We start from the raw sequence: 14,175 nt of genomic DNA on the forward strand, positions 1-14,175 counted from the left end.
GGGTAGACGACCCGGGTGTCGCGTGGGGGCGCGGCCGCGCCGGGCTCAGCGGTCGGCGAGCTCGTCGCGCACCTTGCGGCGCAGCGTCTTGCCGATGAGCGACTTCGGCAGCTCGTCGAGCACGACGATGCGGCGGGGCACCTTGTACGGCGTGAGGTGCGAGCGCGCGAAGGTGCGGAGCGCCTGCACGTCGAGCGTGGCGCCCGGCTCGAGCACGACGGCCGCGGCCACCTGCTCGCCGCCCGGGCTCGGCAGCCCGACGACGGCGGCCTCGGCCACCCCCTCCCAGCGCATCAGGACGGTCTCGACCTCGGACGGGCTCACGTTGAAGCCGCCGGTGATGATGAGCTCCTTGATGCGGTCGACGACGCGCACGAAGCCGTCGTCGTCGATCGTCACGATGTCGCCGGTGCGGAACCAGTCGCCGTCGACGAACACCTCGCCCGACTCCTGCGGCTTGCGGTAGTAGCCGCTGAAGACCTGCGGGCCGCGGACGATCAGCTCGCCGCTCTCGCCCGGGGCCACGTCGACCGTCGGGTGCTCGGGGTCGACGACCCGCACCTCGGTGCTCGGCAGCGGCAGGCCGACGGTGCCGGCGCGGCGGGTGGGGCCGACGGGGTTGGCCATGAGCACGGGCGAGCACTCCGACAGGCCGTAGCCCTCGACGAGCCAGCCGCCCGACTCTGCCTCCCACGGCTCGACGACCTCGGCCGACAGGGGCATCGCACCCGAGATGGCGACCTCGACGCCCTGCAGCGAGACGCCGGCGTCGTCGGCCGCCTTGCGGAGGCGCGTGTAGATCGGCGGCACCGCCGGCAGGAAGGTCGGCGGTCGCTTCTTCATGACCTTGAGCACGAGCGCCGGGTCGAAGGCGGGGAAGAGCACGAGGCGCGCGCCCATGCTCATCGCGAAGGTGAGGCAGAGGGTGAGGCCGTAGGCGTGGAACATCGGCAGCACGGCGTAGACGGTGCAGTCGCCCCGCGTGATGGTCGGCACCCAGGCCCGCGACTGGGCCGCGTTCGAGAGCAGGTTGGCGTGCGTGAGCTGGGCGCCCTTCGGCGTGCCCGTCGTGCCGCTCGTGTACTGGATCACCGCGAGGTCGGAGGTCTCGGGGCGGGGGTGCTTGGCCTTGATGCGCGACGAGCCGACGACCTTCTCCCACGGCGTCGTGCCGCGGACGCTCGTCGTGAGCCGGGCACGCGACTCGCGGGCCTTCGAGATCGGCAGGCGGAGGGCCGCGCGGGTGCCGAAGGGCATGCCGCGCGTGACGTCGACCGAGACGATCGCGTCGGGCGCGACGTCGGCGGGGAAGGCCTGCAGCGTCTCGACGACCTTGTCCCACGCGACGACGACCTTCGCGCCGTGGTCCTCGAACTGGTGCCGCAGCTCGCGCGGCGTGTAGAGCGGGTTGTGCTCGACGACGATCGCGCCGAGGCGCAGCACGGCGTAGAACGCCACGACGTGCTGGGGGCTGTTGGGCATGACGAGGGCGACGGTGTCGCCGTGGCCCACCCCGAGCGCCCGCAGGCCCTCGGCCGCCCGCGAGATCTGCTCGACGAGCTCGGAGTAGGTCGTCGTCGCCCCGAAGAACTCGAGCGCCACCGCCTTCGGGTACGCCGCGGCCGACCCCTCGACGATGTCGAGCAGGGAGCCCGTGACGGGCTCGATGTCGGTCGGCACGCCGGGGGCGTACGAGTTCAGCCAGGGACGCGGGGTCTCGATGGTCACCCGGCCACTCTAGGGCGAACGGGTGTCGCCGGCGTCGGTCGCCGGGCCGGGCCGGCCGGCCGCGTCGACCGGGGGACAGGCCTGGGCGCCGCCTCGACGTGCGCTGGACGCCGGTGCAGGAGGCGCGGCGCAGGATGTCCCTGGCCGTCCGCATGAGGGGCGGTCCCCCCGACGAGAGAAGGAACACCGTGAGCAAGGTCTGGTTCATCACCGGAGCGTCCAAGGGATTCGGGCGCGAGTGGGCGGAGGCCGCCCTGGAGCGCGGCGACAGCGTCGCCGGCACCGCCCGCGAGCTGGACGACGTCCAGCCCCTGGTCGAGCAGTACCCCGACGCCTTCCTGCCGCTGCAGCTCGACGTCACCGACCGCGAGGCCGGCGTCGCCGCCGTGCAGCAGGCGGCCGAGAGGTTCGGACGACTCGACGTCGTCGTCAACAACGCGGGCTACGGCCACTTCGGCATGGTCGAGGAGCTCACCGAGGAGGAGGCGCGCGGCCAGCTCGAGACCAACCTCTTCGGCGCGCTCTGGGTCACCCAGGCCGCCCTCCCGATCATGCGCGAGCAGGGCTCGGGCCACATCGTGCAGGTGTCGAGCATCGGCGGCATCAGCGCGTTCCCGACCGTCGGCATCTACCACGCGTCGAAGTGGGCCCTCGAGGGCCTCAGCCAGGCGCTGTCGCAGGAGGTCGCCGGGTTCGGCATCCACGTGACGCTCGTCGAGCCCGGTGGCTTCTCCACCGACTGGTCGGGCCCGTCGGCGTCGCGCAGCGAGGAGCTGCCCGCCTACGCCGAGGTCCGCGAGGCCGCGTCGAAGCGCCCCTCGGCCGCCGACCCGGGCGACCCGAAGGCCACCCGCACGGCGATCATGAAGGTCGTCGACGCCGAGGAGCCGCCGCTGCGCGTCTTCTTCGGCAAGGCACCGCTCGGCATCGCGACGAAGGACTACGAGTCGCGCCTCGCCACCTGGAACGAGTGGCAGCCCGTCGCCGAGGAAGCGCACGGGAACTGACGCTCGTCCGCCCGGCACACGCCGCGCCTCCTGCCCTCGGGGTGGGAGGCGCGGCGTCCGTCGTCGGGGGAGGTGTGGCCGGGGCGCCGCCCGGGCCCCGCACCGGGCCCGCCCAGGAGGCGCGGCGCATGATCGAGGCATGCCCGCCCTGACAGAGCCCCTCCGCTCGCGCCTGCAGTACACGTTCAACGGACAGTCGACGGGCACGCCCGAGTGGGTCACCGACCTCGAGAAGGGCGACGACGAGGGCTTCTTCCTGCCGGGATCGGCCGTGTGGGCCGTGCACGGCTCGATGTCGACCATCGCGGCGGGCGTGCGCGCGCTGCTCGTCCAGGCGCTGCACCCGGGGGCGCTCGCCGGGGTGCACGACCACTCGCGCTTCCGCGAGGACCCGCTCGGCCGCCTGGCCGGGACGATCCGCTGGATCTACACCGTCTCGTACGGCAGCCGCGAGGCGGCCACGCAGGCGTCGCGGTGGGTCTCGCGCCTGCACACGAAGGTCGTCGGCAGCTACGACGACCGGGACGGCGTGCGCCACGACTACGCGGCGAACGACCCCGAGCTGCTCAGCTGGGTGCACATGGCCTTCGCCGACTCCTTCCTCGCGGCCTACCAGGAGTGGGGCGGCGCCGAGGTGCCGGGCGGGCCCGACGCCTACGTCCGCGAGTGGGCGACCGCCGGCGAGCTGATGGGCGTCCTCCACCCGCCCACCACGGTCGCCGAGATGCAGGACCAGCTCATGGAGTTCGACCGGCGCGGCGTGCTCGAGCGCACCGAGCGCACCGCCCAGGTGGTGCGCTTCATCCGCCGCCCGCCGCTCTTCCCCGTGCTGCGCGCCGGCTACCCGCTGCTCTTCAACGGCGCGGTCGGCACCCTGCAGCCCCGCTTCCGCGAGCTGCTGCAGCTCCAGCCGCCCCACCTCGGCCCGGTCGCCCTGCCGACCAGCGGACCCGCGAAGGCGATGCTCGGCTCGATCGGCGCCGTGCTCGGCCCGCGCCCCGTCGCCGAGGAGCACGCGCTGGCCCGGCTCGAGCGCATCGGCTGGCGAGCGGCGTGAGCACGGGGCGCGGGGCGGTCGCTGCCAGGATGGCGGGATGACCGACCCGACCGACGCCGCGCCTCCTCCGCCCCCCGCTCGTCGGGCCGGCGGCCCCGCACGGCTGCTGCGCGACGTGCTCGTCGTCGTGCTCGTCGCCCTGCTCGTGTCGTGGGGCGTGCGGACCTGGCTCGTGCGGTCGTTCTACATACCGTCGGCGTCGATGGAGAACACCCTGATGATCGACGACCGCGTCGTCGTGAACCAGCTGGCGCCCGGGCTCATGGACCTCCACCGCGGCGACGTCGTCGTCTTCGAGGACCCGGGCGGCTGGCTCGACACGGGGCCCGGCGGCGACCTGATCAAGCGGGTCGTCGGGCTGCCCGGCGACACGGTGGCGTGCTGCGACGCCGAGGGGCGGCTGCTGGTCGACGGCGAGCCGCTCGACGAGCCCTACGTGCTCGTGCCGCCGGGCGACCCGGCGTCGTTGCAGGCCTTCGACGTCACCGTGCCCGAGGGAGCGCTCTGGGTGATGGGCGACAACCGCGAGGACTCGGCGGACTCGCGCTCGCACCAGAGCGGCCCGTACGAGGGCTTCGTGCCCGAGCGGCTCGTGATCGGTCGCGCGGTCGCCGTCGTCTGGCCGGTCGACCGCTGGGCGCGGCTCTAGCCCGCCGGCCCGGCCCGGTCGGGGCGGGCCCGTCGCGACCACGCGGAGGCGCGGGTCGACCCCCGGGCGCCGCTACCGTCGGGCGATCAGCGCGTCCCGCACCTCGCGGCGCAGCACCTTGCCGATGAGCGACCGCGGCAGCTCGTCGACGACGACGACGCGGCGCGGCACCTTGTAGGCGGCGAGCTGCTCGCGGGCGTGCGCCCGGACGGCCTCGACGTCGACCGTCGCGCCGGGCTCGGCGACGACCGCCGCGACGACGTCCTCGCCGCCGCCCTCGCGCGGCACGCCCACGACGGCGACCTCGGCCACCCCGGCGGCGCCGCGGACGGCCTCCTCGACCTCGGAGGGGGCGACGTTGAAGCCGCCGGTGACGATGAGCTCCTTGATGCGGTCGACGATCGTCACGTAGCCGTCGGCGCTCATGCTGACGATGTCGCCGGTGCGGAACCAGCCGCCCTCGAGGAAGGCGTCGGCCGTCTCGTCGGGCCGGTTCCAGTAGCCGCGGAAGACCTGCGGGCCGCGCAGCAGCAGCTCGCCCGCGGCGCCCGCGACGACCGGTCGTGCGGGATCGGGGTCGTCGCGGTCGACGACCATCGCCTCGGTCGAGGGGAACGGCACGCCGACCGTGCCCGGGCGGCGGGTCGGGCCCATCGGGTTGCCGAGCGCGACGGGCGAGGTCTCGGTGAGGCCGAAGCCCTCGACGAGCACGCCGCCGGTGACCCCCTCCCAGGCGGTCACCGTCGACGTCGGCAGGTTCATCGCGCCCGAGATCGCGAAGCGGGCCGAGCTCAGGTCGACGCCGCGCTCGACGGCGGCCTCGGCGAGCCGCTGGTAGATGGGCGGCACGGCCGGGAGGAAGGTCGGCGGGTGCTTGCGGGCCGCCTTGAGCACGAGGTCGACGTCGAACTTCGGGAAGAGCACGAGACGTGCGCCGATGCTCATCGCGAAGGTGAGGCACAGCGTGAGGCCGTAGGCGTGGAAGAAGGGCAGCACCCCGTAGACCGTCTCGGCGCCGTGACGGATGCCCTGCACCCAGGCGCGGCCCTGCGCGGCGTTGCTCACGAGGTTGCGGTGCGTGAGCACGGCGCCCTTCGGCGAGCCGGTCGTGCCGCTCGTGTACTGCAGCAGCGCGACGTCGTCGAGGGCGGGCCGGGGGTGGCGGCGGCGCAGCCCCCGGCCGGAGACGAGCTCGGGCCAGGTGAGGTCGCCGCGGGCCGACGAGGTCAGGGCGTCGCGCGACTTGCGGGCGGCGGGCACGGGCAGCTTCAGGGCGAGCCGGGTGGCGAGGGGCATGCCCTTGGTCACGTCGACCGAGACGAGCGACCGGAACCGCACGTCGTCGGGCAGGGCGCGCAGGCGGTCGACGAGCTTGTCCCACGCGATCGCCACCGTCGCGCCGTGGTCCTCGAAGAGGTGGCGCAGCTCGCGGTCGGTGTAGAGCGGGTTGTGCTCGACGACGACGGCGCCGAGGCGGAGCACCGCGTAGAACGCGACGACGTGCTGCGGCGAGTTCGGCAGCAGGAGGGCCACCCGGTCGCCGGCGGTGACGCCGAGCTTGCGGAGGCCCTCGGCGGCCCGGGCGATCTCGTCGCCGAGGTCGCGGTAGCTCGTCTCGCGACCGAAGAACTCGAGCGCCGGCCTCGCGCGGTGCGCGGCGACGGCGTCGTCGATGAGGTCGACGAGCGTGCCCGTCACGGGGTCGATGTCGTGCGGCACGCCGGGGGCGTAGCTGTGCAGCCAGGGTCGGTCGGTCTCGGGCGCGAGGCTCATGGGGCCATCGAACCAGCCGCCCGTGCGAACGACCTGCGCGGACGCCCGGAGCCGCCTCGCCCGGCGGCGGTCGGTGGACGCTCGGCGCCCGTCGTCGACCGGTGGTCGCCGGCTCTCAGCGCGCGTCGCGGCCGGTCAGCGCGAGCAGCCGCACCCGCAGGGGCACGTCGTCGCCCACCGGCACGGGCCCGGCGAACAGCCCCGACGCCTCGAGGGCGTCCCGCTGCGGCTCGAAGACGCTCCACACCGCGGCGACGAGGTCGTCGTCGAGCTCCTCGTCCGTGCCCACGGCGCGGGCGAGGTCCCAGGTGTGGATGGTCACGTCGGCGACGTGCTCGGCCAGGTACTCCGACACCGGCACGACGTCGGCGCTCAGCCGCACCTCGGCCTCGGGGTCGGCCCCCTGCCAGGCGGCGGTCGCCGCGGCCGACCACTGACGCCACTCCGCGGCCAGGTCGGCCCCGAGCGGCTCGATCGCGTTCTCGGACTCGGCCGGGTCGCCGCCGTCGAGCAGCAGCGGCACCCACTGCTGCTCGCGGGTCACGTGGGCGACGAGGTCGCGCACCCGCCACTGGGTGTCGGGCGTCGGCGCGTCCCAGTCGGTGACGGCCTCGACGCGTCGGGCGAACTCGTCGTGGGCGCGCTGCTGCAGGGTGATCCAGTCGACGGTCATGTGGTCCTCCCGGGTGGTCGACGCGCGGTCGCGCCGTCTGGTGGGCAGCAACCGCCGGAGGCGCGGCTCGCTTCCCGACACCGCCCACAGCGGAACTCCCGTCACCGTAGCGCCTCGGGGGCTAGGGTCTCTCGCATGACGACGGTCCTCGAGCTCCTGGCGCGCGTGCTCGCGCCGCTCGAGGCGATCGCGCCCGTGCTGCTCGCCCCCGGGGCGCCCCTCGCCGCGACGCTCGTCGTCGGCGTGCTCGGCGCCGCCGCGGTGCTCGTGGCGACCGGGCTGGCGCGGGTGCTGCTGGCGGTGGGGGCGATGTCGTCGGCGCCGCCGCGGGCGGAGCTGCGCGAGGGGGCCGACACGCGCCTCCTCGTCTGGCAGCGCGACCCCGACGCCGACGGGCACGTGCGGTCCCGGGCGCCGGGCATGCTCCTCGCGGCCGCCTGAGCGCATCCCGCGCCTCGTCGGCGGCCAGAAGACACCCATCGTCTCTCTGACCGAGGAGTCCTCGTGGACCTGTCCGCCTTCCCGCCCTTCGCCGTCGTGCTCGACGGCCTCAGCTCGTCCGTCGCCCTGCTCGCCTCGCTCGCGGAGCCCGTCGCGGGCGACGCCGCCTCCGCCGTGGCCGTCGTGCTGCTCACGCTCGTCGTCCGCCTCGTGCTCGTCCCCGTGGGGGCGTCGCAGGTGCGTGCCGAGCTGGGCCGCCGTCGCCTGGCGCCCCGCGTCGCGGAGCTGAACCGCCGCGTGACCGACCCGCAGGAGCGCAGCCGTGCCCTGACGGAGCTGTACTCGTCGGCGGGGGTCTCGCCCCTCGCCGGCTGCCTGCCGGTGCTCGCGCAGACGCCCGTGCTGATCGCCGTCTACTCGGTCTTCGCGCACCCGAGCATCGCCGGGCACGCGAACGCCCTGCTCGGCGAGACCCTCGCGGGGGTCGCCCTCGGGGCGAACCTGCCGACGACCCTCGCCGCCGGCGGGGCGCCCGTCTGGCCGTACCTCGTGCTGCTGGCCGTGCTCGCCGTCGTCGTGGAGGTCGGTCGCCGCCTGAACGAGCGCTTCGCCCGGACGGGCACCGGAGGCGTCGCCGACCCGACGCCGGCGGTGCCGGGGATGTCGACGGCGCTGCGCGTGCTGCCGTTCGTCAGCGTGGCGTTCGCCGCCCTGGCGCCCCTCGCGGCGGCGCTCTACCTCGTCACCAGCGCGACGTGGACCGTGGTCGAGCGGGTCGTGCTGCGGCGCGTGCTCGGCCGGGGGCCGTCCCCGGTGCCCGGGGAGGCCGCCGCGGCGTGACGCGACGAGGGCCCGTCTCCGCTGACGCGGGGACGGGCCCTCGGGCGGGCGCTCTCGCGCCGGGTGGTCCGAGTCGCCTCGGACCGGGATGGCCGGTGCTACGCGGCGAGGACGAACTGGATCTCGAGCGTGACGGTGACGTCGTTGCCGAGGGTGAAGCCGCCGGCCTCGAGGGCCGCGTTCCAGCTGACGCCGAACTCGGTGCGGTCGATCTTCGTCGTGGCCGAGAAGCCGAGCTTGGTCTGGCCGTAGCCGTCGACGACGAGGCCGCCGAACTCGCTCTTCAGGGTGACGGGCTTCGTGACGCCGCGGAGGGTGAGGTCGCCGTGCACGAGGAAGGAGTCGTCGCCCTTCTCCTCGATGCTCGAGGAGACGAACGTCATCTTCGGGTGCTCCTCGGCGAGGAAGAAGTCGCCGGTCTGGAGGTGGCCGTCGCGGTCCTTCTGGTTGGTGTTGATCGAGGCCACGTCGATCGACGCGGTGACCTTGCTGGCGGTGTGGTCGTCGGCCGTCTCGAGCGAGGCGTCGAACGACTCGAACGAGCCCTTGACCTTGCTGATGGCGAGGTGGCGGACGCTGAACGAGACCTCGCTGTGCGTGGGGTCGAGGTTCCAGGTGCCGGCGGGGATCTTCTCTGCGGTGATGGCCATGGTGTTCTCCTGATGTCTGGGGGTCTGTAGGTCGATGACGTGTCACCGACGGTCGGTACGAGTATATGCAAGCGCATGCACGCGCGGGGCATTCCCGATCCGTCGGCGACCCGTCGGCGCGGTCAGGCCGGGCGCTCGCTCGGCGACACCGTCTTCGCGGGGTCCTTCTCGGCGAGGTCGCCGAGGGCGTCGTCGATCGCCGTCATGACGTCGGCGGGGAGGGTGACGCCCGCCGCCTTCACGTTGTCGGCCACCTGCTCGGGGCGCGACGCCCCGATGATCGCCGACGACACGTTGTCGTTCTGCAGCACCCAGGCGATGGCGAGCTGCGCCATCGAGAGGCCGAGGTCGGCCGCGATGGGCTCGAGCTTCGCGACGCCCGTCAGCACCTCGTCGGTGAGGAAGCGCTTGATCGTGTTCGCGCCGCCCTTCTCGTCGGTCGCTCGGCTGCCGGCGGGCAGCTCGGCGCCCGGCTTGTACTTGCCGGTCAGCACGCCCTGCGCGACCGGCGACCAGACGATCTGGCCGAGGCCGTGCTGCTTGCTCGTCGGGACGACGTCCTGCTCGATGACCCGCCAGAGCATCGAGTACTGCGGCTGGTTCGAGATGAGCTGCACGCCGTGCTTCACCGCGAGCTCGTGGCCCGCGCGGATCTGCTCGGCGGTCCACTCGCTGACGCCGATGTAGAGGGCCTTGCCCTGGCGGACCACGTCCGCGAAGGCCTGCATGGTCTCCTCCAGCGGAGTCTCGCTGTCGAAGCGGTGCGCCTGGTACAGGTCGACGTAGTCGGTGCCGAGGCGCGTCAGCGAGCCGTCGATCGACTCCATGACGTGCTTGCGGCTGAGGCCGACGTCGTTGTGGCCGAGGGGCCCGGTGGGCCAGTAGACCTTCGTGAAGATCTCGAGGCTCTCGCGGCGCTCGCCGCGCAGGGCGTCGCCGAGCACCTGCTCCGCCGCCGTGTTCGCGTAGGCGTCCGCCGTGTCGAAGGTGGAGATGCCGGCGTCGAGGGCCGCGCGGACGCACTGCGTCGCCACGTCGTTCTCGACCTGGGACGCGTGCGTCAGCCAGTTGCCGTAGGTGATCTCCGAGATCTTGAGCCCGCTGTCGCCGAGGTATCTGAATTCCATGCCGCCACCGTACGCGCGGCGCGTGCCCCCGGGACGGGGGACACCCGGTCCGTCTGCCCCCGTTGCCTGGCAACCGGCCCGGATCGATGTACCCCTACCAAACCCCCGTTCGGGGGGAGCCCGAACCGACGGCATGCCCGACGCGACCATCCTCGACCTGCCCAGCGCGCCTCCTGAGCCCTCCCGACCCGTCGGGCGTGCGACGGCCGCGCGGGCCCGGCTCCGTGAGCTCGTCACGTTCGGTGCCGTCGGCGGCATCGCGTTCGTCACCGACGTCGGCATCTACAACCTGCTGCGCGCCACCGTCCTCGACGACAAGCCCATCGGCGCGAAGGTCGTCTCGGTGATCGTCGCGACGGCGGTGGCGTGGCTCGGCAACCGCTACCTCACCTTCCGGGACGACCGCAGCGGATCGGTGGTGAAGGAGGCCGTGCAGTTCGCGCTCGTGAACGTCGGCGGCCTGCTGATCGCCTCCCTCTGCCTCTTCGTCTCCCACTACCTGCTCGGCTTCACCAGCCGCCTCGCGGACAACGTCGCCGCGAACGTCGTCGGCCTCGTGCTCGGCACGACCTTCCGGTACGTCGCGTACCGGTGGTTCGTGTTCGCGCCGAGCCGCGACACCCGACCGAACCCGACCCCGACACCCCAGACCCCGACAGGAGAGTGACCCGTGTCGACTGACCCGACGCCCCTCACGAACCCCCTGGTGGCCGCTGGTGAGCCCGCACCCCTGCTCACGCCCCAGGCCCCCGCGAGCCCCGCAGACATCGTCCCCAACCGGGGCAGCACCTCGACCGGCGACGCCATCGCCGGCTTCCAGCTGCCCGACTGGACCCCGCTCGAGTGGATCGGCTACTCGGCCCTGATCGTCGTGACGATCCTGCTGACGGCCGTCGCCGTCTCGACCCTCTCGTGGATGCTGCACGCCTGGCGCTCGAAGGACGACCTCGAGGGCAGCCAGTTCAGCGACGCGCCGCTCGACCCCGCGCACTCGTTCACGCTGCTGGTGCCCGGTCGCCACGAGGAGGAGGTCATGGGCCAGACCCTCGACCGCCTCGCGCAGCAGGACCACCCCGACTTCGAGATCATCGCGATCGTCGGCCACGACGACCCCGGCACCGAGCGGGTCGCCCGCGAGGCCGCGGCCCGCCACCCCGAGCTGATCCGCGTGATCGTCGACTCGAGCGTGCCGAAGAACAAGCCGAAGGCACTGAACCTGGCGCTGCAGACCTCGCGCGGCGAGATCGTCGGCGTGTTCGACGCCGAGGACGACGTGCACCCCCGCCTGCTGACGCTCGTCGACTCGCGGTTCACCGAGACCGACGCCGACGTGGTGCAGGGCGGCGTCCAGCTGATGAACTTCCAGTCGAGCTGGTGGAGCCTCCGCAACGTGCTCGAGTACTACTTCTGGTTCCGGTCGCGCCTGCACTTCCACGCGAAGGAGAAGTTCATCCCGCTCGGCGGCAACACCGTGTTCGTCCGCAAGGAGTGGCTCGACTGGTCCGAGGGCTGGGACGCCTCCTGCCTCGCCGAGGACTGCGAGCTCGGCGTCCGCCTGTCGAGCGCCGGCGCGAAGGTCGTCGTCGCCTACAGCCCCGAGGTCGTCACCCGCGAGGAGACCCCCGGCACCTTCGTCTCGCTGCTCAAGCAGCGCACCCGCTGGAACCAGGGCTTCATGCAGGTCTACGGCAAGGGGGAGTGGAAGCAGCTGCCGACGCTGCGCCAGCGCATGATGGCCCGCTACCTGCTGACCATGCCCTTCATCCAGGCGGCCACCGGCCTCCTGATCCCCGTCTCGGTGATCCTCATCCTCACCGTGAAGGTGCCGACGGCCATCGCGCTCGTGTCGTTCGTCCCGCTGGCCCCGACGCTCGTGCTCCTCGCGGTCGAGTTCACCGGGCTGCGCGAGTTCGGCCAGACCTACGACCAGAAGGTGCGCGCCCGCGACTACTTCCGGCTCGTCTGGGGCCTGCTGCCCTACCAGATCTTCCTCGCCCTCGCCGCGGTGCGTGCCGTCTGGCGCCAGCTGCGCGGCATGAACGCGTGGGAGAAGACGGAGCACTCGGGCACCCACCGTCCGGCGGAGGCCGTCCCGGCCGGCGCCGCGTCGGTCGCCCCCGCCTCGCCGCCCCTCGCGACCGAGCAGCCCAGCCACGACTACGTCCTCTCGGGAGGCGACCGATGAGCGCCACGCTCGAGCGTCCGACCATCGAGACGCGCCCCTCCGTCCCCCGCACCCACGCGCCGGAGCCGGCCCGCCAGGGCTCGCCCGTCGGCGACTGGCTCCGCCGCCACGGCGCCTCGCTCGCCTGGCTGCTGCCCGTGCTCGCGATCGCCGCCGTCGTGCAGGCCCTCAACATGGCCGGCTCGCCGCAGCGCATCGACGACGAGGGCACCTACACGGCCCAGGCCTGGGCCGTGCAGAACCTCGGCGAGCTCGCCCACTACACGTACTGGTACGACCACCCACCCGTGGGCTGGCTGCAGATCTCGGCCTACACGGCCCTGACCGGCGCCTTCGGCCGGTACGACATCGCCGTGCTCGCCGCCCGCGAGGCGATGGTGGCCTTCACCGTCGTCGGGGTCGCCCTGCTCTGGCTGCTCGCCCGCAAGGTCGGGCTGGGCCGCGCGGCCGCCTCGGTCGCCGCCCTGGTCTTCGCCGTGTCTCCCCTCGCCGTGCAGTTCCACCGCACGGTGTACCTCGACAACGTGGCGACGCCGTGGCTGCTGGCCGCGTTCCTGCTCGCGCTCAGCAAGCGGTACCAGCTGGCCGGCTTCGCCGCCTCGGCGGCGACGTTCGGCATCGCCGTCCTGTCGAAGGAGACGTACCTGCTGGCCCTGCCGTTCCTGGCCTGGGTGATGATCCGCAACGCCGACAAGAGCACCCGTCGCTACACGCTGTCGATCGCCGCGAGCCTGCTCGTGCTCGTCGGCCTCGGCTACGTCGCCCTCGCGGCGGTCAAGGGCGAACTCCTGCCCGGCGCCGGACGCGTGAGCCTGCTGGAGGGCGTGACCTTCCAGCTCGGCACCCGTGCGTCGAGCGGGTCGGTGCTCGACACCGGCAGCCTGTTCTTCGCGACGGTCTCGCAGTGGTGGCAGCTCGACCAGGTGCTCATCGTGCTCGGCACGCTGGCGAGCGTGGTCGGCCTCTTCCTCCGCCGAGTGCGGCCCTTCGCGGCCATGATGGTCTTCCTCATCGCGTTCATGTTCCGCCCGGGCGGCTACCTGCCGGTGCCCTACGTGATCATGCTGCTGCCTTTCGCGGCCCTGCTGATCGCCGCGGTCAGCAGCGCGGCCGTCACCGCGGCCCGCGCCCGCCGGGCCGGGCGCGCGGGGACCCTCGCCGCCCGCGGCGGGTCGGTCGTCTGGCTGGCGCTCGCGACGGCCGCCGTCGTCGCCGCCGTCCCGCTCTGGACGACGCAGCTGCGCGGCTTCTTCCTGTCCGACCTCGACGCCCCCATGCGGAACGCCGAGAACTGGGTGGCCGACAACGTGCCGAAGGACAGCCGGCTGCTCGTGGACGACGCCATGTGGGTCGACCTCGTCGACGACGGGTTCGCCCGCGACAACGTCGTCTGGTTCTACAAGATCGACACCGACGGCGCCGTCGAGGCGCAGTCGCCGAACGGCTGGCGCGACTCCGACTTCATCATCACGACGGAGTCGGTCCGCACCTCGGGCTCGAGCTCGGCGGACATCCGCGCCGCGCTCGACAACTCCACCGTCGTCGCCACGTTCGGCGAGGGCGACCAGGAGGTGGCCGTGCGGCAGATCCACCCCGACGGCGCCGCCCAGGCGTCGGCGGACGCCGACGCCGCCGCGGCGGCCCGCTCCGCCGCCGGCAGCCAGCTGGCGCAGAACCCGGCGCTCGCCGTCTCCGACACCTTCCGTCAGGCCCTGGCCGACGGCCGCGTCGACAGCCGCGCCGTGATCGGCCTCGGACAGCTCGCGACGGGCGGTGCGATCTCGGTCGCCGACCCCGACGCGCTGCCGGGCGAGGCCGAGAACGTCTACCGGCAGTTCCTCGTCACGCCGCAGGACGGCCAGAGCACGGCCGACCTCCGCGGCTACGTCGACGGCCTCGGGGCGACCTTCGCCCCCGAGTCGGTCACGGAGTCCGGCGACGGCCTCCTCCTCACCTGGTCGGCCATCGCCCCCTCGGGCGTGCTGGACTGACGTCACACGGGGCGCGTCGCCCGACGCGCCCCGCCCCTCCTCACCGTCCGCCCC

At 73.4% G+C, this 14,175-nt stretch carries 13 protein-coding genes; 8 read left to right on the forward strand and 5 right to left on the reverse strand.

What is annotated here, in order from left to right:
- Positions 1 to 45: 45 nt before the first annotated feature.
- Positions 46 to 1,728: a long-chain-fatty-acid--CoA ligase gene (locus EDF38_RS11915; protein ID WP_123355598.1), complete on the reverse strand. Its 1,683-nt coding sequence runs from the start codon at positions 1,726 to 1,728 to the stop codon at positions 46 to 48.
- Between the two features lie 188 nt (positions 1,729 to 1,916).
- On the opposite strand from EDF38_RS11915, the gene EDF38_RS11920 reads away from it, so the two are divergent.
- The 3 genes from EDF38_RS11920 (at position 1,917) to lepB (ending at position 4,441) form a co-directional block, all read left to right on the forward strand.
- Complete coding sequence (locus tag EDF38_RS11920) at positions 1,917 to 2,735, forward strand: SDR family oxidoreductase (RefSeq protein WP_233572412.1); 819 nt, start codon at positions 1,917 to 1,919, stop codon at positions 2,733 to 2,735.
- Between the two features lie 139 nt (positions 2,736 to 2,874).
- Positions 2,875 to 3,792, forward strand: a complete 918-nt coding sequence (locus tag EDF38_RS11925; protein ID WP_123355599.1) for an oxygenase MpaB family protein — start codon at positions 2,875 to 2,877, stop codon at positions 3,790 to 3,792.
- Between the two features lie 37 nt (positions 3,793 to 3,829).
- Positions 3,830 to 4,441, forward strand: a complete 612-nt coding sequence (gene lepB, locus EDF38_RS11930; RefSeq protein ID WP_123355600.1) for a signal peptidase I — start codon at positions 3,830 to 3,832, stop codon at positions 4,439 to 4,441.
- Positions 4,442 to 4,513: 72 nt separating this feature from the next.
- Here lepB and EDF38_RS11935 read toward each other — a convergent pair whose 3' ends face one another.
- Both EDF38_RS11935 and EDF38_RS11940 read right to left on the reverse strand, forming a co-directional pair.
- The gene (locus EDF38_RS11935) at positions 4,514 to 6,214 is read right to left on the reverse strand and encodes a long-chain-fatty-acid--CoA ligase (RefSeq protein WP_123355601.1); all 1,701 of its coding nucleotides are present in this window, start codon (positions 6,212 to 6,214) and stop codon (positions 4,514 to 4,516) included.
- 115 nt (positions 6,215 to 6,329) lie between these two features.
- Positions 6,330 to 6,887, reverse strand: a complete 558-nt coding sequence (locus tag EDF38_RS11940) for a TIGR03086 family metal-binding protein (protein ID WP_123355602.1) — start codon at positions 6,885 to 6,887, stop codon at positions 6,330 to 6,332.
- A 135-nt stretch (positions 6,888 to 7,022) separates the two neighbouring features.
- Between EDF38_RS11940 and EDF38_RS11945 the strand changes: the two genes are divergently transcribed.
- Together EDF38_RS11945 and yidC are read left to right on the forward strand one after the other, a co-directional pair.
- Positions 7,023 to 7,328, forward strand: coding sequence for a DUF6412 domain-containing protein (locus EDF38_RS11945; protein WP_123355603.1), 306 nt, complete (start codon positions 7,023 to 7,025; stop codon positions 7,326 to 7,328).
- Between the two features lie 63 nt (positions 7,329 to 7,391).
- Positions 7,392 to 8,168 (forward strand): membrane protein insertase YidC, encoded by a 777-nt coding sequence (gene yidC / locus EDF38_RS11950; RefSeq protein ID WP_123355604.1) that lies wholly within the window; start codon positions 7,392 to 7,394, stop codon positions 8,166 to 8,168.
- A 98-nt stretch (positions 8,169 to 8,266) separates the two neighbouring features.
- Here yidC and EDF38_RS11955 read toward each other — a convergent pair whose 3' ends face one another.
- Entirely contained in the window at positions 8,267 to 8,818 is a 552-nt protein-coding gene (locus EDF38_RS11955) for a YceI family protein (protein WP_123355605.1), read from the reverse strand.
- A gap of 122 nt (positions 8,819 to 8,940) precedes the next feature.
- Positions 8,941 to 9,945, reverse strand: coding sequence for an aldo/keto reductase family protein (locus EDF38_RS11960; protein ID WP_123355606.1), 1,005 nt, complete (start codon positions 9,943 to 9,945; stop codon positions 8,941 to 8,943).
- 133 nt (positions 9,946 to 10,078) lie between these two features.
- Here EDF38_RS11960 and EDF38_RS11965 point away from each other — a divergent pair, with 133 nt between their 5' ends.
- From EDF38_RS11965 to EDF38_RS11975, 3 genes are read left to right on the forward strand one after another with little or no spacing between them, the layout of a single operon-like run.
- Positions 10,079 to 10,612, forward strand: coding sequence for a GtrA family protein (locus EDF38_RS11965; RefSeq protein WP_123355607.1), 534 nt, complete (start codon positions 10,079 to 10,081; stop codon positions 10,610 to 10,612).
- A gap of 3 nt (positions 10,613 to 10,615) precedes the next feature.
- The gene (locus EDF38_RS11970; protein ID WP_233572413.1) at positions 10,616 to 12,130 is read left to right on the forward strand and encodes a glycosyltransferase; all 1,515 of its coding nucleotides are present in this window, start codon (positions 10,616 to 10,618) and stop codon (positions 12,128 to 12,130) included.
- The gene (locus EDF38_RS11975) at positions 12,127 to 14,121 is read left to right on the forward strand and encodes a glycosyltransferase family 39 protein (RefSeq protein ID WP_123355608.1); all 1,995 of its coding nucleotides are present in this window, start codon (positions 12,127 to 12,129) and stop codon (positions 14,119 to 14,121) included. Before EDF38_RS11970 ends, EDF38_RS11975 begins: the two co-directional genes overlap by 4 nt.
- Positions 14,122 to 14,175: the final 54 nt, after the last annotated feature.

This window comes from Frigoribacterium sp. PhB160, assembly GCF_003751785.1.
Lineage (GTDB): Bacteria > Actinomycetota > Actinomycetes > Actinomycetales > Microbacteriaceae > Frigoribacterium.

Bases quoted from the DNA above. Each gene is read 5' to 3' on its own strand.
- EDF38_RS11940 (WP_123355602.1), bottom strand. From the start codon at position 6,887: ATGACCGTCGACTGGATCACCCTGCAGCAGCGCGCCCACGACGAGTTC.
- EDF38_RS11955 (WP_123355605.1), bottom strand. From the start codon at position 8,818: ATGGCCATCACCGCAGAGAAGATCCCCGCCGGCACCTGGAACCTCGAC.
- EDF38_RS11960 (WP_123355606.1), bottom strand. From the start codon at position 9,945: ATGGAATTCAGATACCTCGGCGACAGCGGGCTCAAGATCTCGGAGATC.
- EDF38_RS11925 (WP_123355599.1), top strand. From the start codon at position 2,875: ATGCCCGCCCTGACAGAGCCCCTCCGCTCGCGCCTGCAGTACACGTTC.
- EDF38_RS11945 (WP_123355603.1), top strand. From the start codon at position 7,023: ATGACGACGGTCCTCGAGCTCCTGGCGCGCGTGCTCGCGCCGCTCGAG.
- EDF38_RS11975 (WP_123355608.1), top strand. From the start codon at position 12,127: ATGAGCGCCACGCTCGAGCGTCCGACCATCGAGACGCGCCCCTCCGTC.
- EDF38_RS11965 (WP_123355607.1), top strand. From the start codon at position 10,079: ATGCCCGACGCGACCATCCTCGACCTGCCCAGCGCGCCTCCTGAGCCC.
- EDF38_RS11935 (WP_123355601.1), bottom strand. From the start codon at position 6,214: ATGAGCCTCGCGCCCGAGACCGACCGACCCTGGCTGCACAGCTACGCC.
- lepB (WP_123355600.1), top strand. From the start codon at position 3,830: ATGACCGACCCGACCGACGCCGCGCCTCCTCCGCCCCCCGCTCGTCGG.